We start from the raw sequence: 21,975 nt of genomic DNA, 5'->3' as shown, positions 1-21,975 counted from the left end.
AAAGATTCTGCGATAGTCGTGTCAAAATAACAGGCAGAGCAGAACGCAAAAATGCGGGCCCTATATATAACGAGTCTCGTGGCGCTGGTCGGTGCCGCCCCTGTGACGGCTGAAGAGCCGGCACAATTCCGTGAATTTACGTTTAAAATGGTGAAGCCGCCGAAGGCCGGTTCGAACAACCGGATCAATATCCAGATCGAACCCGAAGACCTTGAGCGCCAGCGCGGCAAGAGCAGCAGCCTTGTAAGCCGCCCTGCGACGGAAGCGGATGAGCCGAAAGCGGATGGCGAAGCAAAGCCAATGCCCAAGCAAAAGACGGGCACTTATGCGTGGTTCTGGGACAAGATCTCACCGAACATTGCGGAAAGCGCACCCGGGCGGCTTGCGCCTGCGCTCGTGGCTGTCAACAACGGGCCAGGCGGCAAGGCGGTGCTGACTCCCCGGCTTGAAACCCTGCGCGCGATTGTTGAAGTGCGCGGTGCGGAGATATTGAAAGCGACAATCGGCACGGAGGTTTCACCCGCGCTTGTGCTGGCTGTGATCGCGATTGAAAGCGGTGGGCGTGTTGACGCTGTGAGCAGTGCAGGTGCGCAGGGGCTTATGCAGCTTATGCCCGCAGCTGCCGAACGCTTTGGCGTGAGTGACGCTCTTTTGCCTGCGGAGAATATCAAGGGCGGTGTGGCTTACCTTGATGCGCTGATGAAAGAGTTTGACCGCGACCCTATACTGGTGCTGGCGGGATATAATGCGGGCGAGAATGCGGTGAAGCGCGCGGGCGGTGTGCCTGATTATGCCGAGACACGTGACTATGTCCCCAAAGTTCTGGCGGCTTTTCAAACAGCGAAGGGGCTTTGCGTCACGCCTCCCGAGCTGGCCAGTGACGGTTGCGTGTTCAACTTCAAAATGGCGAAAGCAGACTGATGGGGCTGACGGTTTTTGCACTGAAGGGCGGCTTGCTACGCACGAACCCGGGGCTTGAATATTTCTGGGGCACATTGGGCGTGAACCCGAAGGCCGCATTGGCAAGCCTTGCAAGCGGGGAGAAGCCAGACGGTGAAGTGCTGAGGGTGGATTTGCTACCACTTGATGCAGATGTGTTGACCGAGATCGCCAAGCTGAAGGCTGCGGGGCAACGCGTGGCGCTGTCTACGGCTGTGCATCCCGAGATTGCCGAGGCTCTGGCAGCAGAGCATGGGCTTGAACTGAGCGATGCCAAAGGCGAGACGCGGGTGCAGAGCTGGAACATGGCGGCTTTGCTGAAGGCGATCAGGCCGCATCAATGGGTGAAGAACATTCTGCTCTTATTGCCGCTTCTGGCGGCGCATCGCTTTGATGGCGCCTCCATCGGGCTGGCGCTTCTGGGGATGATCGCGTTTTCGGCGGCGGCCTCTTCGATTTATGTTGTGAATGATCTGGTTGATCTGGAGGCCGACCGCCTGCACCCCAAGAAATGCAAACGCCCCTTTGCCAGCGGGACAGTGCCGCTGACTGTGGGGATGCTGGCGGGACTTTTGCTTGTCAGTGTCGCGCTTGGCGTGGGTGCCTATTTGGGACCGAAGTTTCTGGCGGTGACAGTTCTTTATGTTTTTGTGTCGGTCGCCTACTCGATGCGCCTCAAGAGGATGCGCTGGGTGGATATTGCCATGCTGGCGTCGCTCTACTCTGTGCGCGTTGTGGCAGGTGCGGCCGCGGCGGGGGTTGCTGTTTCGGGTGCGATGCTGTTTTTCATCTTTCCCGTTTTCCTCACGCTGGGGGCTGTGAAGCGGCTGACCGAGCTGACCCTTGCAACAAATGACGAGCGCCTGCCGGGGCGGGGCTACGGGCGGCCTGATCGCGGCAAGCTGCTCAACTTTGCTGTGGTGAGCATGATCTCGGCCTTGGTGATTTTCTTTATCTACAGCCACAGTGCGCAGGCGCATGCGCTTTATCCTGACCGCTGGTTTCTCTGGCTCGCCATGGTGCCGCTGGCGGCATGGCTCTTCCGGATGGTGCGGCTTGGTTATTATGGCAAACAGGATTACGATCCGATTGTTTTTGCACTCAGCGACAAGCGCGGGATCGGGTTGATCCTTATCACGCTGTCGTTGATGTTTTATGCGGCGGGGCTTTGGGGCAAGTGGTTCGGCTTCTGAGCCTCGTTCAGATCGACATTTTTTTGAAGATCGGCTCGGGGATATTGCGGATCACCAGCATGACCAACCGCCATATGCCTGCCGTGTAGACAGTATTGCGCTGCTTCTTCAGGCCTTTGAGAATGTCCCCAGCCACACCTTCCGAGGTTGTCATGAAGGGTTGTTTGCCAAGCCCCCATGTCATGGCTGTGTCTACAGGGCCGGGCTTCACCGTCATCACATGCACACCGGAGCGGCCCATGCGGTTGCGCAGGCCCGAGAGGTAAGTCGCAAAACCGGCTTTAGCCGCGCCGTAGACATAGTTGCCAAGGCGGCCACGGTCGCCCGCGACAGAGCCGATGCCCACAACCGTTCCGCCGCCGCGCGCTTCCATCTGGGGGGCGAGCAACTGCAAGAATTGCGCTGGTCCCGTAAAGCTGTCGGCGATTACACCGTCAATCAACGAGGGGTCCGCATCAATTTCGCTCTGGTCCGGCATGGAGCCGAGAAAGACCGCGCAAGAGAGCTGGCCTTCCAACCCGCTGGCATGGGTGAGGATGGGGGCAAAAGTTGCGGCATCGCGGGCATCAATCGGGAAGTTGGTGGCCGAGCTTGCGCCGCGGGCCTTACAATCGGCAGCAATGCGGGCCAGATCGTCTTTATCGCGGCCTGTGAGGATGAGGCCGTGTCCGTCTTCGGCCAAGCGGCGCACAAAGGCACGTGCCATGGAGGAGCTTGCACCGAGGATGATCCATGTGTCTTTGCTATCTTGTGTCATGTCAGATGCTCCTCAGGCCAAGGCGGCGTGTCAGGTCGGTTTCAAACGTATGCTCGGGGTCGGCTTTGTTGACCTCTGCGGCCCATGCGGCCCAGTCGGGATACATGGCCTTGGCCTCCGCCTCGGTGGCGAGGCTGTCTTTGGCGAAATAGATCCGCCCGCCTGCGGCCAGAGTGGCGGCGTTAAGCTTTTTGATGAGCTTGCGCGCCTTCTCGCTTTCGCGAAAATCAACGGCAAGGGTGTAGCCCTGCATCGGAAAGGACATCACGCCGGCGGCATCAGAGCCCAGCCGCTTGAGCACGGCGAGTGGTGACGCGAGGCCGCTTTGAGCGATTGTTTCAACCATGGCGCGCAGCTCGGGGAGCTTGTCATCGGGCAAGACGCATTGGAACTGGTGAAAGCCGCTCTTGCCGTAGAGGCGGTTCCAGTTGTGGATTTTATCGAGCGGGAAGAAGAACTCCTCCAGCGGCTTGATACGGGTCTGGCCGCCGTCTCGGATGCGCAGGTAATAGGCTTTGTTAAAGCCCGAGACCATGGCTTTGGACAGGGTGAAGCGGGGGAAGTTGAAGGGAACGGATTTGCTGCCGCCCTTGTGCGAGGATTGCGGGCGCACGGCGGTGCTGCGTGCTTCTTCGACAATTCCACGGCCGAGGTTTTTGCCTTTGGCGGTGCAATCGAGCCAGCCCACAGTGTAGCGGGCTTGGGAGCTTGAGAGCAGGGCGATGTGCTCCTCCCAGTTTTCGGCGCGCTGCTCGGTCACTTCCATGCCTGTGCCTTCACAGCGGCTCATCTGGAGTGTGGCAGAGGCGATGATACCGGTTTGGCCGAGGCCCCCGATGGTGGCTTTGAAAAGGGCGGCATTGCGCTTGGGGGTGATGGTTCTGGGTTTGCCGTTCACCATGAGCTTGATTGCGGTGACATGGCTTCCGAAGCTGCCATCAACATGGTGGTTCTTGCCGTGAACGTCCATTGCGATACAGCCGCCGACCGTGGCAAAGCCTGTGCCGGGCATAACTGTGGGCATCCAGCCCATGGGCGCAAAGAGGCGGGCAAGCTCACCGATGGGCGCGCCTGCTTCGGCTTCGACAAGGCCTGTGGAAACGTCAAAGCTGAGGACGCGATCGAGCCGTGACATGTCAACGGCTGAGCCTTTGCTGTTGAGGCAAGCATCACCATAGGAGCGGCGTGCGCCGATGGCGGGGTGTGTGACAAGGCCTGCCAGAGCGGCGGCGCGTTCGGGGCGGGCGAGTTCGCCTTCGGCGGAAAGCGCACGGCCCCAACCTGTGTATGTTTGGGTGTTCCAGAGCATTAATGCGCTCCTTTTTCGTTGGATTTTGCTTCGGCGTAAGGAAAGACGCCAAGACCGATGAGAATGGCAAACCAAAGCGTGGTGAGCCGGATGACAGCTGTTGCGGGCAAGGCCACTTCGAGTGGGATGCCTTCAAGGAGCAGGAGGCCAACCATGGCCGCCTCTGCCCCGCCGATGCCACCGGGTGCGCCTGTGAGGCCGCCTGCAAGTGTTGAGAACACAAAGATCAGCACGGCGAGCCAGAAGGAGATTTCGGCGTCCATCCATGTGAGCAGAAGCCAGAAGGCGTAGCCCTCGGCCAGCCAACCGATGAGGCCAAGGGCTGTCGCCAGTATAAGGATGCCCGCGCTGGAGAAGGCTTTGAGCGAGCGCGCGGCGCGGCGGATGCGGGCCATGAGGCGGGGGAAGAGACCTGTTGTGCGGTAAAACAGCCCCGCGCTGGCCGAGAGAAGCGTGGGGCGGGTGACGAGGACTGCGCCCGCAAAAGCCAGAAGCGTGACGGGAATTGCGAAGCGGATCATCGCGCCTGAAAAGAGGAGCGCGACCGCGAGTATGAGGGCCATGGCAGCCAGATCGGAGGCACGGTCAACCAGAACGAGGGGGGCTGTGCGCTCAAAGCTCCAGCCTGTTTCGCGCTTGATCCAGCGCATGCGGATCAGCTCGCCCACACGGCCCGGTGTGACGGACATAGCGAAGCCGCCGAGGAAATGGCGGATGTTTTGGGCGAGGTGCGTGCCGATGCCGAGGCAGCGGGTGAAGTAATGCCAGCGCAGGGCGCGGAAGAGGTAATTGACAAGGCTGAGGGCGAGAAGGATGACAACTTCGAACGCGGAGAGCTTGCGCAGCTGGTCCATTGTCTCTTGCCAGCCCGTTGCAGCGGCGAGGGAAGCGAGGCCGACAAGCACAAGCACAAAGAGCCCGCCCAAAAGCGCATAATCGCGCCAGCGGTTTGGTCCCGTTCTGATGGGCTTTGCTGGAAAGTCACTGCTCATTGTCATTGCCCGGCATTTTAGAAACAGATTAGGGCAATTTTATGGATTTGTCCCAACAGGAGGACAATAAAAAGCGGGCCACGCTCGCAGCCCGCTTTTTGCAACATCTTGACGGTGTTCAGACCAGTGTCGCCTGCGTTGCAGCGCGCATTTCTTCTTCTGTTACGCCATCGGCAAGCTCGACAATCTTGAGGCCGCCTTCGACGACATCCAGCACACCGAGGTTCGAGATGATACGATCGACAACAGCCTTGCCTGTGAGCGGCAGGGTGCATTCCTTGAGCACCTTACTTTCGCCATGTTTGTTGGTGTGATCCATAACCACAACCACACGGCCTACACCTGCGACAAGGTCCATCGCGCCGCCCATACCTTTGACGAGCTTGCCGGGGATCATCCAGTTGGCGAGATCGCCGTTTTCGGCAACTTCCATCGCACCGAGGATCGCCATGGCGATTTTGCCGCCGCGGATCATCCCGAAGCTTTGGGCACTGTCGAAATAGGCGGTTTGGGGCAGCTCGGTGATGGTTTGCTTGCCCGCGTTGATGAGATCGGCGTCTTCTGTGCCTTCGATGGGGAAAGGCCCCATGCCGAGCATACCGTTTTCCGATTGCAGTGTTACTTCAACGCCCTCGGGGATGTAGTTACTTACCAGCGTCGGGATACCGATGCCGAGATTTACATACCAGCCGTCTTGCAGTTCTTGTGCGGCGCGTGCCGCCATTTGATTGCGATCCCACATATTATGCGCTCCGTACTGTGCGTTGCTCGATACGTTTCTCGTGATCACCCTGAATGATGCGGTGCACGTAGATGCCGGGCAGGTGGATGCTGTCAGGATCAAGCGAGCCTGTCGGCACGATTTCTTCAACTTCGACAACACAGACCTTGCCACACATGGCGGCGGGCGGGTTGAAGTTGCGGGCCGTTTTGCGGAACACGAGGTTGCCTGTTGCGTCGGCTTTCCACGCTTTCACGATGGCCAGATCGGCGAAGATGCCGTTTTCCATAATGTAAGTCTCGGACTCGCCATTGGGGCCAGTCGGGAAGTCTTTGTGCTCTTTGCCTTCGGCGATGACCGTGCCGACACCTGTTTTGGTGTAAAAGCCGGGGATGCCGCAGCCGCCGGAGCGCATACGCTCGGCCAAGGTGCCTTGGGGGTTGAACTCGAGCTCAAGCTCGCCCGAGAGATACTGGCGCATGAACTCTGCATTTTCGCCCACATAGGAGCTGATCATTTTCTTGACCTGCTTTGTTTGCAGCAAGATGCCGATGCCGAAATCATCAACGCCCGCGTTGTTGGAGGCGAAGGTGAGATCTTTTGTGCCGGCTTCCTTGATGGCTTGCAAAAGCAGCTCTGGAATACCGCAAAGGCCGAAACCGCCCGAAGCGATGAACATGCCGTCATGCAGAAGGCCGTCCAGCGCTTCGGTGGCTGATCCGTAGACTTTTTTCATGGAATAACTCCTGAAGTGAAAGGGTTGCCCGACTTGTGGCGCGCGGCGCGCGCAGAGTCAATCGTAGCAGGGTTTCTACTTAAGGATCATTCCCGTGAAAATCAGATGAGGCGCACCTGTGTTCCGATATCGGCAACAGCGAAGAGCTCTTCGATCTTTTCGTTGTAGAGCCCGATGCAGCCATCGGACGAGGGGCGACCGATCTTGCGGGTGTCGTGGGTGCCGTGAATGAGGTAGGCGGGCCAGTCGAGATAGAGCGCATGTGTGCCCAGCGGATTGTCGGGCGCGCCGCCTGCAACGGGTTTCCAATCGGGGAAACGCTCCATCATGGAGGCGGTTGGCGTCCAGCTTGGGCCGACTTTCTTGCGCACAATTTTGGTGTAGCCGCGCTTTGTCAGCTCGTCCGATCTGGGAACCGAGGTGGGATAGACGCGGTAATCACTGCCATCTGCGGACCAATAGTGAAGTGCGCGCGAGGTTGTATCACAGACAATAGCGCCGGCGCCGAGAGTCTCGAAGTGATCGCGCCAGTCTTGCGTCGTGAAACTCGAGATGTGGCGGCGTGCAAGTTCCTCGACTTGTGCGGTAGGCGCTGTTTGGGCGCGGGCAATGGCAGGCATTGCAAAAGCGGCGCTTGCGCCCAGCAAAAGGGCGCGGCGTGAAAGGGTGGAATCAGACATGGGTTTGCCTTTCGGTAAGTTTCGGGTTGAGGCTGTAAAAACAGCTTTTCCGCTCACCCGAAACTCACATTTGCGTGCGCCGCCGCCAGTGTGGCCGGAAGACTACTTCGACGCCGCTTTTTTGGCCGCAGGCTTTTTGGCGGCTGGCTTTTTGGCAGGTGCCTTTTTCTTGGGTGCGGCTTTCTTTTTGCCGCCTTTCGCAGCCTTCTCGGCGATCCATTCAACGGCCTGTTCCATGGTAACGTTTGCCGCTTCCACATCTTTCGGAATGGTCGCGTTGACTTTGTCCCATTTCACATAGGGGCCATAGCGCCCTTCCATGACATTCACCGGCCCGCCGCTTTCGGGGTGTTCTCCCAACTCTTTGAGCGGCTTGGCGGCAGCAGAGCGGCCGCGGCCCGGATTGGCGCGCTTTTCAGCCAGAAGCTCGACTGCGCGGTTCATGCCGAGTTCAAACACATCGTTGGGGTCTTTGAGGTTGGCATAGGTGGGTTTGGCATCATCGGGCAGCTGGTGCATCACATAGGGGCCGAAGCGGCCAAAGTTGGTTGTGATGGCGCCACCTTCAGGGTGCTCGCCTATTTCGCGAGGCAAGCTGAGAAGCGTGAGGGCTTTTTCAAGGTCCATCGCGTCTTTGTCCCAGCCTTTGGGCAGGGAAGCGCGGGGTGGTTTCTTGTTTTCGGGCGTTGGCTCGCCGCGCTGCACGTAGGGGCCGAAGCGGCCTGACTTGAGCCAGATTTCGTCGCCTGCATCCTCACCGAGCACCCGCTCGTCGCCCTCTGCACCCTCGCCCGCGATGGGGCGCGTATAGGTGCATTCGGGGTAATTGCCGCAGCCGACAAAGCCGCCGGTGCGGGATGATTTGAGGTGAAGCTGGCCTGTGCCGCACTTGGGACAGACGCGCGGGTCTGAACCGTCTTCTCGCGGCGGATAAAGCTGCGGCGCGAGGGCGGCATCGAGCACATCAAGCACCTCGGAGATGCGCAAATCGCTTGTTTCGGCGATCGCTGCGGAGAAATCCTTCCAAAAGCGGGCAAGCACCGATTTGTAGTCGCGGTTGCCTGCGGAGACATCGTCAAGCTCGTCCTCAAGGGAGGATGTGAACTCGTAACCGACATACTTGCGGAAGAAGTTGAGCAGGAAGATCGTGACAATGCGGCCTTTGTCTTCGGGGAAAAGGCGGTTTTGTTCTTTGCGGACATATTCACGGTCTTGAATCGTGGTGATTACACTCGCGTAGGTTGAGGGGCGGCCGATGCCGAGCTCTTCCATGCGTTTTACCAGGGTTGCCTCGGTGTAGCGGGGCGGCGGCTGGGTGTGGTGTTGATCGGGGATGACAGATTTTTTGGGCGCAGGGTCACCCTGGCTGATCTGGGGCAGGCGCTTGTCATCATCATCAACAACGGTATCATCCCGGCCTTCTTCGTAAACGGCCATGAAGCCGTCAAACAAAACAACTTGTCCGGTGGCGCGCAGGCCGACCTGACCGTCTTGCGAGCCGATCTCGACGGTGGTGCGCTCCATGCGTGCACTTTCCATCTGGCAGGCCAGCGTGCGCTTCCAGATCAAGTCGTAAAGCTTGGCTTGGTCGGCATCGCGCAGCTTGAGTTCGGCGGCGTCAGCCCCAAGGTTGGTGGGGCGGATACATTCGTGCGCCTCTTGGGCGTTTTTGGCTTTGTTCTTGTAGATGCGCGGTTCTTTCGGCACGTATTTCTCGCCGAAACGCGCGGCGATTGCGGCGCGCGCTTCTGTCACGGCTTCCGGGGCCATGTCGATGCCATCGGTTCGCATATATGTGATGTGACCCGCTTCATAGAGGCGCTGCGCTGTGCTCATACAGGCGCGGGCACCCATGCCGAACTTGCGGCTGGCTTCCTGTTGAAGCGTTGATGTCATGAAGGGGGCTGAGGGGTTGCGTGCGGCGGGCTTGGCCTCGACCGAGGTGATGGAGAGGTCACGGCTGTTGACTGCCTGCACGGCAAGCTCGGCTTGAGTTTCGTTTGAGATATCAAACTTCTCAAGTTTCTTGCCTGCGAGCACTGTGAGGCGGGCCTCATATTCCTGGCCACGAGAGGTGCCGAGCACGGCTTTCACTGTCCAGTATTCTTGCGGATTGAACGCCTCGATCTCCATTTCGCGCTCGACAATGAGGCGCAGGCAGACTGATTGCACACGGCCAGCGCTGCGTGCCCCGGGGAGCTTACGCCAAAGAACAGGCGAGAGATTGAAACCGACGAGATAATCCAGCGCACGGCGGGCGAGGTAGGCCTCGACCAGTGGCGCGTCGATCTCGCGTGGGTTTTTCATCGCTTCGGTGACGGCGGCCTTGGTGATTGCGTTGAAGACAACGCGGCTGACGGGCGTGTCTTTCTTGATTGCCTTGCGCTTGCGCAGGGCCTCTTCCAAGTGCCAGCTGATTGCCTCTCCCTCGCGGTCAGGGTCGGTTGCGAGAATGAGGTTTGGGTCATTTTTGAGCGCATCTGCGATGGCTTTGACATGCTTGCGGCTGTCAACGCCGATCTCCCATTTCATGTCAAAGTCATGCTCGGTATCGACCGATCCGTCCTTGGGTGGCAGGTCGCGCACGTGACCGTAGGAGGCAAGCACGGTGTAATCGGACCCCAGATATTTATTGATCGTTTTGGCCTTGGCCGGGGATTCGACAACAACTACGGGCATAAACTTCCTCTCAAATTCGCGGGCTCTATGGCCGCGCAAAATGTGTCCAGAGGGCAGGGAATGTCAATGCGGTGATTTTCACTTGGCTTGAAAATGCCCGTTATGCCACGCTAATGGGGCTGGTTTTCAAGCTCTTTTGTGAGCATTCCGCCAGCGGCGCGGCTGATTTTTCCGTCAAGTTCCAACTCGACAAGCACAGGGCCGATTGCGGCTGCGGGCTGTGCAAGATCGCGGATGAGCTGATCTTCGGGCAGAGGCGATGGGCCGAGACGCGAGAGAATTTGTTGGTGCAATGCAGCCGTTTCGGCCAAGCCACGCGTCTGCGGCGGGGGCGGCGGAATGTCGAGTGAAAGCTCTGATTGAAGCTCCGGCGCGGCGGGGACAAGGGGCGCAAGGGTTTCGAGCACATCAGCTGCGGAGCGCACGAGCGTTGCACCATCACGGATGAGCATATTGCAGCCAGAGGCGCGGGCATCAAACGGGTGGCCCGGCACTGCGAGCACCTCGCGGCCCTGATCCAGCGCGTTACGCGCCGTGATCAGGCTGCCCGATTTGGCGGCGGCCTCTACAACGATAAGGCCCATGGAGAGGCCCGAGATAAGCCTGTTGCGGCGCGGAAAATGCCGGGCCTGCGGGCTTAACCCCATGGGTTGTTCACTGAGCAGGAGACCTTTTTGCGAGATATCCTTGGCCAGATGGGCATTTTCAGAGGGATAGATCACATCAACACCGCCTGCGAGCACTGCGATTGTGCCGTTGTCCAAACTGGCCAGATGGGCGGACGTATCGATGCCACGGGCGAGTCCCGAGATGATGACATGGCCCTGCTCAGACAGCTCGGACGCCAGCATGCGGGCAGTGCGCCCACCGAGAGAAGACGCATTGCGCGCGCCGACCATGCCGATACCGGTACGATGCAGGAGGGACACATCGCCGCGTACCCAGAGAAGCGGGGGCGGATCGGAGAGATCATAAAGCGCTTGGGGGTATTCTGGCGCACCGTAGCAAAGCAGTGTCGCACCTGTCTCAGCCCCACGGGCAAGCTCGGCGCGGGCGGCTTCTTCGGAGAAGGTATGATAAGGCTCGACACCGGCTTCGCGGGCAATATCGGGCAGGGCCGCAAGGGCTGCGGCCGCGCTGCCACGTTCGGACAGAAGGCGAAAGAATGTCGCAATCCCGACACGGCGGGAACGCAAGAGACGAAGCCACAACACCTGATCATCTTCCGTGGTGGGTGGGAGTGGGGGGTGAGTGGAAGGATGTAAAGCTTCAGGCATTGTGACTCCGATCTCTTACAGAATCATCATTACCTTTAGATGGTTAACAGCTTCTGAATCAGTTTAACTTTTTGCAGACAGGACAGTGCCGGGATTCATGATCCCTTGCGGATCAAGCGCGGCCTTTATGCCCTGCATGGCGGTAAGCTTGGTCGGGTCACCGTAGTGCTCAAGATCGTTTACCTTGAGGCGGCCAAGGCCGTGCTCGGCAGAGAACGAGCCGTTCATGGAAACAACAATGTCATGCACGATGCCTTGCACCTCACTTGCCATAGCCTTGTAAGTATCGCGCTGCGCCCCTTTGGGCGGGAAGACATTGTAGTGCAGGTTGCCATCGCCCAAGTGGCCGAAACAGTTGACGCGGTAAACGCCGTGCGCTGCGAGAGCCTCGCCGGCGCGGGGAATGAAGGCTGGCATGGCGCTCAGCGGGAGGGAGACATCGTGACTAGAAATGGAACCGATGTTTTTGTTGGCAATCGGTATTGCCTCGCGCAGGGCCCAGAGCGCTTCGGACTGGGCCTCGCTTTGGGCGATGATGCCGTCATGTGCCAGACCCTGTTCAAGCGCGGCTTCGAACAGCTCTTCAAAGAGCGCCTGAGGCGAGGGCCCGCGCGCAAGGCCAAGCTCGGTGAGCACCATCCATTCGGGCGGATCGGGCCATGGCAGGCGCACATCGGGCATGGTTTCGGAGATAAACTCAAGCCCCTGGCGATGTATCAGTTCAAATGCGCTAACGGTTTCGCCCGCGATCTCACGCAGGAGCGAGAGGAGTGCGAGAGCGGATGCTGGGCTTTTCACGGCGAAGAGCGCTGTGCCGGTTTGCGCGGGGCGCGGGAAAAGCTTGAGTGCTGCTGCGGTGATTATGCCGAGCGTTCCTTCGGAGCCGATGAGCAGGTTGCGCAGATCATAGCCTGTGTTGTCTTTGCGTAAACGCGTGAGGCCATTCCATACGCTGCCGTCTGGAAAAACGGCTTCAAGGCCAAGTGCCAGGTCACGGGCGTTGCCGTAACGCAGTACATTGATGCCGCCTGCATTGGTCGCGAGGTTGCCGCCGATCTGGGCCGTGCCCTTAGAGCCGATGGAGAGCGGGAAAAGGCGGTTGGCCTCAAGGGCCGCGTCCTGCACGGCTTGCAGCGTGCAGCCCGCCTCGACGACGATGACATTTTCAGACGCGTGCACATCGCGCACGTGGTTCATGCGCTCAAGCGAGACGACCAGCGGGGCGCCTGTGGACGTGACTTGTCCTCCGACAAGCCCAGTGCCGCCGCCATAAGGGACGAGTGCAATGTGGTGCTTGGCGGCAAAGCTGACAATGATGCTGACCTCGGCGGCAGTTTTGGGCGCAGCCACGGCGGCGGCGACCCCCTGCCACTTGCCGCGTGGCTCCTCAAGATAGCGCGGGGCCGCCTCGCGCAGGGTGCCTTGCGGCAGCAGCGCGTCTAGCTTGGTGAGCAGATCGGGAGAAAGCGGCGTGAGCATGGCCCTAGCCTATATCGGTTTTGCCGCGGCGGTCCATCCGCAAGGCGGCATAAAGCACGTGGTTGCGCCAGCGCCCGTTGATTTGCAGATAGCTTTGCGCGACGCCTTCATATTTGAAGCCCGCCCGCTCAAGCAGGCCGCGCGAGGCGGCGTTTTCGGGCAGGCAGGCGGCCTCGATGCGGGAAAGGTCCATCACATGGAAGCTGTGGTGCACGACAGCCATGAGAGCTTCGCGCATGTAGCCCTGACGGGTGAAGCTTTCACCTGTCCAATAGCCGACAGTTGCGGCTTGGGCAGGGCCGCGGCGGATGTTGTCTATCGTGATTGCGCCGAGCAGTTGTTGATCGGCACGCCGGAAGATGAAGAGCGGCAGGGCTGTGTCGCCCGACATGGAGCGCTGCGCCCAATAGACACGGTTGGTAAAGGCGCGGCGGGAGAGGTGATCAATGTTCCAGCTTGGCTCCCAAGGGGTGAGGAACGGCTCGGAGGCGCGGCGCAGGGCGGACCAGCTGTGGAAATCGGAATGAACGGGCGCGCGCAGGGTGAGACGCTCGGTCTCGATCCTGAGTTTTTTGCGCACCCGCATCAGCATTATGCGGCCCGTTTTTGCAAGAGCGCGCCAAGTTCGGGCGCATCGGCGACCGGGCCGTAAAGCGCGAGGGCGGTTTTGGCCGAGGTTGCTATGCCCGCCCCAAAGCTGCGTACGTCTTGCAGGGCTACGGCGTCGATTTTTGCGACCACCTCGTCGAGATTTGGCACGCGGCCCCAGATCTGGGTCATGCGGGCCAACCTCTCGGCACGGCTTGAGGGGCTTTCAAGGCCCATGAGCATACCCGCCTTCATCTGGATACGGGCGCGGTCTACCTCGGCTTGGGACATATCATCTGCTGCGCGGGTCATTTCGGCCAGCGTGATTTCGGCCAGTTCGCCGATTTGCTCGCCTGATGTTCCCGCGTAGATTGTCATCATGCCGGTGTCGGAATGTGCGCCTGCGGAGGCAAAGATAGTGTAACAGAGGCCGCGTTTTTCGCGGATCTCCTGAAACAGGCGCGAGGACATGCTGCCGCCGAGGGCGGAGGCGTATATTTGCGCTGTAAAGATGGCATCGTCACGGTAGGCTGGCCCTTCGAAACCCATGGCAAGATGGGCTTGCTCAAGGTCTTTCACCACCCGCCGCTCGCCACCTGCGAAATAGGCAGGGGTTTCGGAAGGTGCGTTGCCGCGCGGCAACGCGGAGAAGAGCGCTTCGGCCTGTTTGACAAGCGCATCATGATCCACTCCGCCAGCGGCGGAGAGGATCATATTCTCGGGGCCGTAATACTGCGCCACGAAGTCTTTGAGGTTGTCGCGTGTGAAGGCTTTGATGCGCTCGGTCGGGCCAAGAATGGTCCGGCCCAAGGCTTGCTCGGGGTAGGCCTCTTCCTGAAGCCAGTCAAAGATCACATCATCGGGTGTATCGAGCGCCTGTCCGATCTCTTGCAGGATCACGCCGCGCTCCACCTCGATTTCGCGGGGGTCAAACACTGGATTCACAAGGATATCGCCGATCACGTCGACCGCAAGAGGCACATCACCCGCCAGAACGCGCGCGTAATAGGCTGTGGTTTCGCGGCTGGTGTAGGCATTGATATAGCCGCCGACATTTTCGATGGATTCGGCAATATCAAGAGCTGAGCGTGTCTTGGTGCCCTTGAACGCCATATGTTCGAGGAAGTGCGCGATGCCGTTTTGCTGCAGGGTTTCGTTGCGCGCGCCTGCGGTGATCCAGATGCCGACGGACGCCGACTGGAGGCCCGGCATGTGCTCGGTTACGATGCGAAAGCCGTTGGAAAGCGTGTGGGTCTGGATGCTCAATGCGCGATCCGTTCTTTGATGAGGGTTTGCAGGGCGGCGAGATCATTTTCGACACGGGTGACGCGCTCGTCACGTTCGAAAAGATCATGCATACGGGGCGGAAGTGGCGGGCGGATGCCTGTGGCCGCTTCGACCGCGTCAGGGAATTTGGCAGGATGGGCCGTGGCCAGAGTGATCATCGGGGTATCCGCCTTAAGGTGCTCTTCGGCGACTTTGACGCCAATAGCGGAGTGTGGGCAGAGAAGCTCGCCTGTTTCGGCCAGAGTGCGTTTGATGGTTTCGCTGGTTTCAGCTTCGGAACAGTTGCCGCTGTCATAGTTCTCGCGCAGGGCTTGTAGGGCGCCCTGACTGACGGAGAAGCCTTGCTGCTTCAGTTCGTCCATGAGTTGCGCCACGGGGGCGGCATCGCGCGCGTAAGCCTCAAACAGAGCACGTTCGAAATTGGAGCTGACCTGAATGTCCATCGACGGGCTTATGGAAGGCGTGACGCCATCGGGGCGATACTCGGATGTTTCGAGACAGCGGTGGAGGATATCGTTCTGGTTTGTTGCCACAACGAGGCGGTCGATGGGCAGGCCCATGCGTTTGGCGATGTAGCCTGCGAAAATGTCACCGAAGTTGCCTGTAGGCACTGTGAAGCTGACGCGACGCGCGGGTGCGCCAAGGGAGACGGCTGAGGAGAAATAGTAAACCACCTGCGCGAGGACGCGGCCCCAGTTGATGGAGTTGACACCGGCGAGGGACACGCCATCGCGGAACTCAAAATCGTTGAACATGTCTTTGACACGGGCCTGACAGTCGTCAAAGTCACCCGTGACGGCGAGGGCGTGAACATTGGACTCAGATGGTGTTGTCATCTGGCGGCGCTGCACTTCGGAGACCCGACCGTGCGGGTAGAGGATAAAGACATCGACATTGGAAAGGCCGCGGAAGGCCTCGATGGCGGCGGAACCTGTATCTCCCGAGGTGGCACCGACGATTGTGATGCGTTTACCAGAGCGTTCAAGAGCGGCCTGGAACATCTGGCCGATGATCTGCATGGCGAAATCTTTGAAGGCGAGTGTCGGGCCGTGAAACAGCTCGAGCAGGAAGTGGCCGCTGCCGAGTTGCACCAGAGGTGCGCGGGCGGCGTGGCCGAAGCCTGCGTAGGCTTTGCCGAGCAGCCCTTTGAACTCGGTGTCTGTGAAAGTGTCGCCGATGTAGGGCCGCATGATGCGAAAGGCGGTTTCTTCATAGGAAAGGCCAGCGAGGTCGGCTATCTCGGCTTCGCTAAGCGTTGGGATCTCTTTTGGCAGATAGAGGCCCCCGTCACGGGCGAGGCCAGTGAGCATGGCGTCTTCAAAGGTGAGTTCAGGCGCTTGGCCGCGGGTGGAGATATATTTCATGTGTTCGCTTTCGCGCTTCGGCGTTTGAGAAAGTAGGCGGTCATTAGCACCCAAACGGCGGCCAATCCATACCATGTGATGATGTATTCGAGGTGGCGGTTGGGGATTGCGCTTGTATCGAGCGGGAGCGGGAGAATTTTTGCGCTTTCGGGGGTCTCATGGCGGGCGACGATGAGCACTTCTTCGGTTTGTAAGGTGTCGGCCAAAGCGCTTACGTCGCGGGCATACCATGTGTTGTTGGTGAGGTCGTTCTCAGGTGTGTAACTATCGCGCTCGTCAGGCCAGTGCAGATTGCCTGTGACTGTGGCCGCGCCAGCAGGGCGGGGGGTGTCTTTTTCAGCGACACGGATGTAGCCGCGATCAACTAGGATGCGGCGGCCCCCGCTCTCGAAGGCTTGAATGATACGATAGCCGGCACCGTAATCACGAGTTGAGACAAGCACGCGGATATCGGGGCCGGTGAACGCGCCTGTGGCGGTGACAGAGAGAAACTGATCGGCTTCTGGGGCAAGGCGAGCAGGCACCGGCACGGGCGCTGCATCAAGGCGGGCCTCGACGTCGGCGATATACTCAGCTTTCTCGGCCATGCGCCGCACCTGCCAGTTGCCAAGGCTGATGAGCGCCGCAAGCACGAACGCGGAAAGCAGGAGGAAAGACCAGTTCTGTTTCATGGCCAAGAAGTAGGGCGAGAGAGGGGGCACGTGCAAGGGCTCAAACGCGAAACGCCCCATCAAATGACGGGGCGTTTGCTGTGATTTTGTTGAAAAGGCGCTTGGCCTTATTGGCCCCAGACGTAGATACTGGCGAAGAGTAACAACCAGACCACATCAACAAAGTGCCAATACCAAGCCGCGGCTTCGAAGCCGACGTGGCTTTCTTGCGTGAACTGGCCCGCTTGCAGGCGGAAGAGGCAAACGGCAAGGAAGATTGTGCCGATCACAACGTGGAAGCCGTGAAAGCCTGTGGCCATGAAGAAGTTGGCGCCATAGATGTTGCCTGCAAAACCAAATGCGGCGTGGCTGTATTCGTAGGCCTGAAAGCCCGTGAAGAGAATGCCGAGCGCGACTGCGATGATCAGGCCCCACTTCATGTCTTCGCGGTTGTTTTCATGGGCAATCGCGTGGTGTGCCCATGTTGCAGCCGCGCCGGAGCACAGAAGGATGAGTGTGTTGATCAGCGGCAGATGCCAAGGGTCAAAGGTTTCAATACCTGCGGGCGGGAATTGCCCGTCAATCATCGGACTGTCCGGGCCCATCGGGTAGAAGGCATGTTTGAAAAAGCTCCAGAACCACGCTGCGAAGAACATGACCTCGGACATGATGAAGAGCACAACCCCATAGCGCAGACCAATCTGGACGACTGGAGTGTGATCGCCTGTGTTGCCCTCATGGGCCACCTCGGCCCACCAGCCATACATGACGTAGAAGGTGAACAGGAAACCCGCAATCATGACGAAGGAGGTTATATCGTGAAAATAAAGCACCGCACCAAAGAGCAGCGTAAAACAGGCCAGCGCGCCCAGAAGCGGCCATGCTGATGGTGGTAGGATGTGATAGTCGTGGTTTTTTTCGTGCGCCATGATGTCCCTCGTTGGAGGCTAGATGTGATTAGTTAAGGTTTGTTGTTGCCTCGGTAGTCGGTTCGGAGACCAGAGCCGCTTGCGCCTCTGGCAGATCGGTTTCGTAGAACGTGTAGCCCAGTGTGATCGTGTGGACATACTGGCCTTCACGATCGGTGACGATTTCGGGGTCAACAAAGAAGGTGACGGGCATGATTGCCGTCTCGCCGGGTTGCAAGATTTGCTCTTCAAAGCAGAAGCAATCAATCTTGGTGAAGAAACCGCCTGCCTCGTAAGGCGTCACATTATAAGCTGCTGTGCCTGCAACGGGGCGGTTTGTCGGGTTGTGGGCTTCATAAAAGGCAAGGCCCGTCTCACCTATGCGCACTTCCATTTGGCGCTGCATGGGTTTGAATGTCCAAGGGAAATCACGCTCTGTCGACGCATCGAAGCGGACCTTGATGGTTTGATCAAGGATCACATCGGAGCCAGACAATGCGGTATTTGTCACGCCGCCAAAGCCTGTGACGCGGCAGAACCAGTCATAAAACGGGACCGAGGCCCAAGCGAGGGCGCCCATGACGAAGACCACACTGAGGGTCTGGGCGAGCGTCTTGTTTTTGCCTTCCAGTGCCATCAGTCAGATTCCCCCGCGGTTGAGGAGGATTGCGTGGATGAGTCCGATGCGGCCGCAGCGGCTTGCTCTTTGGCGCGTTCTTCGGCCATCATGGCGTTTTGCGCCGTGAGTTTTACATAGGTCATACCCATAACGAGCAGCACAAACGCGCCAAGCGTAATGCCGAGGCCGACATTACGGCTGCGGCGGCGTTGGTGAAGCTCGTGCTCAACGCGGGGTGCGGTGCTCATGACCAGCCTCCAAGACCATAGGCTGCGAGGCCTTTTTCAACCAGAATGAACACAAAATGTGCGAAGAGATAGACGAGAGAGAAGGCGAAAAACTTTTTCTCTGTCTTATAGCTGTCGGCTTCGGCCTGCGCTTCGTCGCGGCGCCAGATATCCCATGCGCCTTTGAGGAATACAGCATTCAGCACCAGTGCCGCTGTAAGGTAGACAGGGCCGCCGATGCTTGTGAAGCCTGTGCCGATCGCGATGGGCGCGAGCAGGATGGTGTAGATGATGATATGCGCGCGGGTCGCTTTGCGGCCATGTGTGACGGTGAGCATGGGGACGCCAGCATCGCGGTAATCTGATTTCATGAACAGAGCCAGCGCCCAGAAGTGGGGCGGCGTCCACATGAAAGTGATGGTGAACATGAGCACGCTTTCAACGCTGATGCCGCCCGTGGCCACGGCCCAGCCGATCATCGGAGGGAAAGCCCCCGCAGCGCCACCTATGACGATGTTTTGCGGTGTCCAGCGTTTGAGCCACATGGTGTAAACCACCACGTAAAAGAAGATCGTAAAGGCCAGAAGGCCTGCGGCAACAAGGTTGCTTGCCAGCGCCAGCATGACCACGGCAAACACCGAGAGGAACATACCGAATGCAAATGTCTCTTTTTCGGTGATCTTGCCAGCAGGGATCGGACGGCTCTGAGTGCGGCGCATGATGCGGTCGATATCGGCATCATACCACATATTCAAAGCGCCCGATGCGCCACCGCCAATGGCGATAAACAGAACGGCGGCGAAGGCGAGGAGCGGATGCACAGGCACGGGTGCGGCGAGCAGGCCCACCAGTGCTGTGAACACAACAAGCGACATGACACGCGGCTTGAGCAGGGCAAAATAATCGCCGAAGCTTGCCTCGCTGGTGTCTACCTGTGTGTTTGTTGAAATATCGCTCATCACATTACTCTGGATCAGGTGAAGAGAAAGGGGCAGCGTGCCGCCCCTCTCCGTTATTTAGTCAGCCGAAGCGACAGTGACGGGGGCTGTAACGCCTGCGTATTCTTCTTTCGCACCGACCAGCCACTCGTCGTAGGCTGCCTGGCTCACAACCTCTACAACGATTGGCATATAGGCGTGGTCTTTGCCGCAGAGCTCGGAGCACTGGCCAAAGTAGAGGCCTTCTTTTTCGGCGGTGAACCAGAGTTGCGCAAGGCGGCCCGGAACGGCATCTTGCTTTACTCCGAATGCGGGGATTGTCCAGGAGTGGATCACATCAGCGCCGGTCACTGTCATGACGACCGTTTTATTGACGGGCACAACGATACGTGTGTCTGTCGCGAGCAGAAACTCGTCAGGCGTGTAACCGAAGTAGGCGAGCTTCTGAGCGGCGATGTCGTTCATCACTTGAGCTTGGCCCATGGGCTGATCATCGCCCCAGCCGGCGGCTTCATCATCGATTTTGTAGCTGGCATCGACAAGGTAGCTCGAGAATTCGAACTCTTCATCGGTGTATTCATAGCCCCAGTACCACTGATAGCCCGTGACTTTGATGTTCACATCGCCCTCGGGGATGATTTGTTGTTTGAACAGAATGGGCAGAGAGAACGCGCCGATAAACACGAGGATCAATACCGGCCCAAGTGTCCACATTACTTCAATCGGGGTGTTGTGTGTAAAGGTTGCTGGCGTCGGGTTGGCCTTGCGGTTGTGGCGCAGGATAATCCAGAGAACCAATCCGATGACCAAAAAGCAGATTGCGAAGATGATCCAGTTGATGGCTGTGTCGAGCCAGTGGATGTCACGGGACAGCTCGGTCGCGGCATATTGGAAGTTCAATGCGCCATCGATTGGCTTGCCGACGCGCTCGACGCTGTCCTGCGCAAGGGCCGGAAGGGCAAAAATGGCTGTCATAAGAGCCAGAAGAGAAGAAAGAATTCGCATGGTTCACCCTGATCGGTTGGTATGTCTGTTTTGTCGTAAAGCAAATTGAACCAGAGACTCACGTCTCGGCCCATTGCGTCTTGAGGCTCCAGAAACCATATTCTGAGCTCAGAGACAATATTGCCGCTTGCGTCAAAGAGACGCTTTTTTGATTTAGATCAAGAAAATACGCCCGCAGACAGACAGGAAAAATCATGAGCAACCCGCCCTTCCGCCCCTTCGAGACAGAGATCGACGAGGGAAAAACCCTTAAATTACTGGAGAAAGCTTGTGCCGGTGCGGAAGATGGAGAGCTTTTTCTGGAGCGCGCCAAATCGGAATCTCTGGTGCTTGATGACGGAAGGGTAAAGACGGCCAGTTTTGATACATCTCAAGGTTTTGGCCTGCGCGCCGTGCTCGGGGAGGTGGCGGGATACGCACATTCGACCGAAATCAGCGAGGCGGCGGTGACTCGCGCGGTTGAAACGGCGCGGTTGGCCGTGGCTGAAGGCGGCGGAACCATGGCGGCGGGACCGAAAGGAACCAACGCGCGTCTCTATGAGGCGATTGACCCGATCGAGAGCGCGGGATTTGCCGCCAAGCTGGATATTTTGAAAGAAATTGACGCTTATGCGCGCGGCCTTGATGCGCGGGTGGTGCAGGTGACCGCGTCGGTTTCGGCGACCTATCAGGAAGTTGAAATCCTGCGGGTTGGCGGGCAGCGGCTAACCGATGTGCGCCCTATGGCGCGGCTGAATGTGGGTGTAATTGTCGAGCAGGACGGCCGCCGCGAAAGCGGTTCGGCGGGCGGCGGAGGGCGTGTCGGGCTTATGGGGCTGCTCGACCCTGAAAACTGGCAAGCCAAAGCGCGCGAGGCTTTGCGTGTTGCTGTTGTGAACCTTGAGGCTGTGCCCGCGCCCGCTGGGCAGCTTGATATTGTACTTGGGCCGGGCTGGCCGGGAATTTTGTTGCATGAAGCTATCGGACATGGGCTTGAAGGCGATTTCAACCGTAAGGGAAGCTCTGCGTTTGCGGGGCTGATGGGCCAGCAGATCGCCGCGAAGGGCGTGACTGTGCTGGACGATGGAACCATCCCTGACAGGCGCGGCTCTATCACCATTGACGATGAAGGCACGCCGAGTGCGAAGAATGTGCTGATCGAAGACGGTGTGCTTGTGGGCTATATGCAAGACCGCCAGAACGCGCGGCTGGTGGGGGTAGAGCCCACTGGCAACGGGCGGCGTGAGAGCTTTCAGCACGCTCCGATGCCGCGGATGACCAACACCTATATGATGGGCGGGGATGTGGAGCCGAGCGATATTGTGGCCGACCTCAAGGATGGTATCTGGGCCGTGGGCTTCGGCGGCGGGCAGGTTGATATTACCAACGGCAAGTTTGTTTTCTCCTGCACCGAGGCTTACCGCGTTAGAAACGGCCAGGTCATGGAGCCTGTGAAGGGTGCAACGCTGATTGGCGACGGGGCGACAGCGCTGAAGAACATCCGTGCGCTGGGCAACGATATGGCGCTTGACCCGGGTATGGGCAACTGCGGCAAGGCGGGCCAGTGGGTGCCTGTGGGAGTTGGGCAACCCACTGTTATGATTGGCGGTTTGACCGTAGGCGGCTCTGCCGCCGAAGGCTGACAGGC

The 21,975-nt window shown here is 58.9% G+C and carries 21 protein-coding genes; 3 read left to right on the top strand and 18 right to left on the bottom strand.

From position 1 onward, the window contains the following. Nucleotides 1–51 precede the first annotated feature (51 nt). Together OE750_RS08040 and OE750_RS08035 are read left to right on the top strand one after the other, a co-directional pair. Nucleotides 52–921 carry a lytic transglycosylase domain-containing protein gene (locus tag OE750_RS08040; RefSeq protein WP_263763338.1) on the top strand — a complete coding sequence of 290 codons (870 nt, stop codon included), beginning with the start codon at nucleotides 52–54 and terminating at the stop codon, nucleotides 919–921. Further along, nucleotides 921–2,132, top strand: coding sequence for a UbiA family prenyltransferase (locus tag OE750_RS08035; protein WP_263763336.1), 1,212 nt, complete (start codon nucleotides 921–923; stop codon nucleotides 2,130–2,132). Before OE750_RS08040 ends, OE750_RS08035 begins: the two co-directional genes overlap by 1 nt. 7 nt (nucleotides 2,133–2,139) lie before the next feature. On the opposite strand, the gene OE750_RS08030 is transcribed toward OE750_RS08035, so the two are convergent. The 18 genes from OE750_RS08030 to coxB form a co-directional block, all read right to left on the bottom strand. Further along, nucleotides 2,140–2,889, bottom strand: coding sequence for an SDR family NAD(P)-dependent oxidoreductase (locus OE750_RS08030; protein ID WP_263763334.1), 750 nt, complete (start codon nucleotides 2,887–2,889; stop codon nucleotides 2,140–2,142). 1 nt (nucleotide 2,890) lies between these two features. Further along, the gene (locus tag OE750_RS08025; RefSeq protein WP_263763332.1) at nucleotides 2,891–4,198 is read right to left on the bottom strand and encodes an FAD-binding oxidoreductase; all 1,308 of its coding nucleotides are present in this window, start codon (nucleotides 4,196–4,198) and stop codon (nucleotides 2,891–2,893) included. Next, nucleotides 4,198–5,196: a lysylphosphatidylglycerol synthase transmembrane domain-containing protein gene (locus OE750_RS08020; RefSeq protein WP_263763330.1), complete on the bottom strand. Its 999-nt coding sequence runs from the start codon at nucleotides 5,194–5,196 to the stop codon at nucleotides 4,198–4,200. The genes OE750_RS08025 and OE750_RS08020 overlap by 1 nt, the downstream gene beginning before the upstream one ends. A gap of 112 nt (nucleotides 5,197–5,308) precedes the next feature. Continuing rightward, the gene (locus OE750_RS08015) at nucleotides 5,309–5,932 is read right to left on the bottom strand and encodes a 3-oxoacid CoA-transferase subunit B (RefSeq protein ID WP_263763328.1); all 624 of its coding nucleotides are present in this window, start codon (nucleotides 5,930–5,932) and stop codon (nucleotides 5,309–5,311) included. 1 nt (nucleotide 5,933) lies between these two features. Then, nucleotides 5,934–6,647, bottom strand: a complete 714-nt coding sequence (locus OE750_RS08010; RefSeq protein WP_263763326.1) for a CoA transferase subunit A — start codon at nucleotides 6,645–6,647, stop codon at nucleotides 5,934–5,936. Between the two features lie 101 nt (nucleotides 6,648–6,748). After that, a complete protein-coding gene (locus tag OE750_RS08005; RefSeq protein WP_263763324.1) occupies nucleotides 6,749–7,327 on the bottom strand; it encodes a L,D-transpeptidase in 579 nt (192 codons plus the stop codon). A gap of 102 nt (nucleotides 7,328–7,429) precedes the next feature. Further along, nucleotides 7,430–10,006 carry a type I DNA topoisomerase gene (gene topA / locus OE750_RS08000; protein ID WP_263763322.1) on the bottom strand — a complete coding sequence of 859 codons (2,577 nt, stop codon included), beginning with the start codon at nucleotides 10,004–10,006 and terminating at the stop codon, nucleotides 7,430–7,432. 110 nt (nucleotides 10,007–10,116) lie between these two features. After that, nucleotides 10,117–11,283, bottom strand: a complete 1,167-nt coding sequence (gene dprA / locus OE750_RS07995) for a DNA-processing protein DprA (RefSeq protein WP_263763320.1) — start codon at nucleotides 11,281–11,283, stop codon at nucleotides 10,117–10,119. 63 nt (nucleotides 11,284–11,346) lie between these two features. Continuing rightward, complete coding sequence (locus OE750_RS07990; RefSeq protein ID WP_263763319.1) at nucleotides 11,347–12,762, bottom strand: FAD-binding oxidoreductase; 1,416 nt, start codon at nucleotides 12,760–12,762, stop codon at nucleotides 11,347–11,349. A gap of 4 nt (nucleotides 12,763–12,766) precedes the next feature. Further along, nucleotides 12,767–13,354 carry a GNAT family N-acetyltransferase gene (locus OE750_RS07985; protein ID WP_412176209.1) on the bottom strand — a complete coding sequence of 196 codons (588 nt, stop codon included), beginning with the start codon at nucleotides 13,352–13,354 and terminating at the stop codon, nucleotides 12,767–12,769. After that, nucleotides 13,354–14,616: a M16 family metallopeptidase gene (locus OE750_RS07980; protein ID WP_263763317.1), complete on the bottom strand. Its 1,263-nt coding sequence runs from the start codon at nucleotides 14,614–14,616 to the stop codon at nucleotides 13,354–13,356. The genes OE750_RS07985 and OE750_RS07980 overlap by 1 nt, the downstream gene beginning before the upstream one ends. Next, complete coding sequence (gene thrC, locus OE750_RS07975) at nucleotides 14,613–16,001, bottom strand: threonine synthase (protein ID WP_263763316.1); 1,389 nt, start codon at nucleotides 15,999–16,001, stop codon at nucleotides 14,613–14,615. The genes OE750_RS07980 and thrC overlap by 4 nt, the downstream gene beginning before the upstream one ends. Next, nucleotides 15,998–16,672 (bottom strand): SURF1 family protein, encoded by a 675-nt coding sequence (locus OE750_RS07970; RefSeq protein ID WP_263763313.1) that lies wholly within the window; start codon nucleotides 16,670–16,672, stop codon nucleotides 15,998–16,000. The genes thrC and OE750_RS07970 overlap by 4 nt, the downstream gene beginning before the upstream one ends. 107 nt (nucleotides 16,673–16,779) lie before the next feature. Then, nucleotides 16,780–17,580, bottom strand: a complete 801-nt coding sequence (locus OE750_RS07965; RefSeq protein WP_263763311.1) for a cytochrome c oxidase subunit 3 — start codon at nucleotides 17,578–17,580, stop codon at nucleotides 16,780–16,782. A 28-nt stretch (nucleotides 17,581–17,608) separates the two neighbouring features. Continuing rightward, on the bottom strand, nucleotides 17,609–18,196 hold the full coding sequence (locus OE750_RS07960) for a cytochrome c oxidase assembly protein (protein WP_263763309.1): 588 nt from the start codon (nucleotides 18,194–18,196) through the stop codon (nucleotides 17,609–17,611). After that, nucleotides 18,196–18,426, bottom strand: coding sequence for a cytochrome C oxidase assembly protein (locus OE750_RS07955; RefSeq protein WP_263763307.1), 231 nt, complete (start codon nucleotides 18,424–18,426; stop codon nucleotides 18,196–18,198). The genes OE750_RS07960 and OE750_RS07955 overlap by 1 nt, the downstream gene beginning before the upstream one ends. Further along, nucleotides 18,423–19,364: a heme o synthase gene (gene cyoE / locus OE750_RS07950; protein ID WP_263763305.1), complete on the bottom strand. Its 942-nt coding sequence runs from the start codon at nucleotides 19,362–19,364 to the stop codon at nucleotides 18,423–18,425. Before cyoE ends, OE750_RS07955 begins: the two co-directional genes overlap by 4 nt. A 57-nt stretch (nucleotides 19,365–19,421) precedes the next feature. Then, nucleotides 19,422–20,348 carry a cytochrome c oxidase subunit II gene (gene coxB / locus OE750_RS07945; RefSeq protein WP_263763303.1) on the bottom strand — a complete coding sequence of 309 codons (927 nt, stop codon included), beginning with the start codon at nucleotides 20,346–20,348 and terminating at the stop codon, nucleotides 19,422–19,424. 194 nt (nucleotides 20,349–20,542) lie between these two features. Between coxB and tldD the strand changes: the two genes are divergently transcribed. Continuing rightward, nucleotides 20,543–21,970: a metalloprotease TldD gene (tldD, locus tag OE750_RS07940; RefSeq protein WP_263763301.1), complete on the top strand. Its 1,428-nt coding sequence runs from the start codon at nucleotides 20,543–20,545 to the stop codon at nucleotides 21,968–21,970. Nucleotides 21,971–21,975 lie beyond the last annotated feature (5 nt).

Source organism: Lentibacter sp. XHP0401, assembly GCF_025751535.1.
In the GTDB taxonomy this organism is placed as follows: Bacteria; Pseudomonadota; Alphaproteobacteria; order Rhodobacterales; family Rhodobacteraceae; genus Lentibacter.
Note: the sequence above shows the minus strand (reverse complement) of the source record. Positions and strands in the feature narration are given on the sequence as shown.

Bases quoted from the DNA above. Each gene is read 5' to 3' on its own strand.
- OE750_RS08040 (WP_263763338.1), top strand. From the start codon at position 52: ATGCGGGCCCTATATATAACGAGTCTCGTGGCGCTGGTCGGTGCCGCC.
- OE750_RS08035 (WP_263763336.1), top strand. From the start codon at position 921: ATGGGGCTGACGGTTTTTGCACTGAAGGGCGGCTTGCTACGCACGAAC.
- OE750_RS08030 (WP_263763334.1), bottom strand. From the start codon at position 2,889: ATGACACAAGATAGCAAAGACACATGGATCATCCTCGGTGCAAGCTCC.
- OE750_RS08025 (WP_263763332.1), bottom strand. From the start codon at position 4,198: ATGCTCTGGAACACCCAAACATACACAGGTTGGGGCCGTGCGCTTTCC.
- OE750_RS08020 (WP_263763330.1), bottom strand. From the start codon at position 5,196: ATGACAATGAGCAGTGACTTTCCAGCAAAGCCCATCAGAACGGGACCA.
- OE750_RS08015 (WP_263763328.1), bottom strand. From the start codon at position 5,932: ATGTGGGATCGCAATCAAATGGCGGCACGCGCCGCACAAGAACTGCAA.
- OE750_RS08010 (WP_263763326.1), bottom strand. From the start codon at position 6,647: ATGAAAAAAGTCTACGGATCAGCCACCGAAGCGCTGGACGGCCTTCTG.
- OE750_RS08005 (WP_263763324.1), bottom strand. From the start codon at position 7,327: ATGTCTGATTCCACCCTTTCACGCCGCGCCCTTTTGCTGGGCGCAAGC.
- topA (WP_263763322.1), bottom strand. From the start codon at position 10,006: ATGCCCGTAGTTGTTGTCGAATCCCCGGCCAAGGCCAAAACGATCAAT.
- dprA (WP_263763320.1), bottom strand. From the start codon at position 11,283: ATGCCTGAAGCTTTACATCCTTCCACTCACCCCCCACTCCCACCCACC.
- OE750_RS07990 (WP_263763319.1), bottom strand. From the start codon at position 12,762: ATGCTCACGCCGCTTTCTCCCGATCTGCTCACCAAGCTAGACGCGCTG.
- OE750_RS07985 (WP_412176209.1), bottom strand. From the start codon at position 13,354: ATGCTGATGCGGGTGCGCAAAAAACTCAGGATCGAGACCGAGCGTCTC.
- thrC (WP_263763316.1), bottom strand. From the start codon at position 16,001: ATGAAATATATCTCCACCCGCGGCCAAGCGCCTGAACTCACCTTTGAA.
- OE750_RS07970 (WP_263763313.1), bottom strand. From the start codon at position 16,672: ATGAAACAGAACTGGTCTTTCCTCCTGCTTTCCGCGTTCGTGCTTGCG.
- OE750_RS07965 (WP_263763311.1), bottom strand. From the start codon at position 17,580: ATGGCGCACGAAAAAAACCACGACTATCACATCCTACCACCATCAGCA.
- OE750_RS07960 (WP_263763309.1), bottom strand. From the start codon at position 18,196: ATGGCACTGGAAGGCAAAAACAAGACGCTCGCCCAGACCCTCAGTGTG.
- OE750_RS07955 (WP_263763307.1), bottom strand. From the start codon at position 18,426: ATGAGCACCGCACCCCGCGTTGAGCACGAGCTTCACCAACGCCGCCGC.
- cyoE (WP_263763305.1), bottom strand. From the start codon at position 19,364: ATGAGCGATATTTCAACAAACACACAGGTAGACACCAGCGAGGCAAGC.
- coxB (WP_263763303.1), bottom strand. From the start codon at position 20,348: ATGCGAATTCTTTCTTCTCTTCTGGCTCTTATGACAGCCATTTTTGCC.
- tldD (WP_263763301.1), top strand. From the start codon at position 20,543: ATGAGCAACCCGCCCTTCCGCCCCTTCGAGACAGAGATCGACGAGGGA.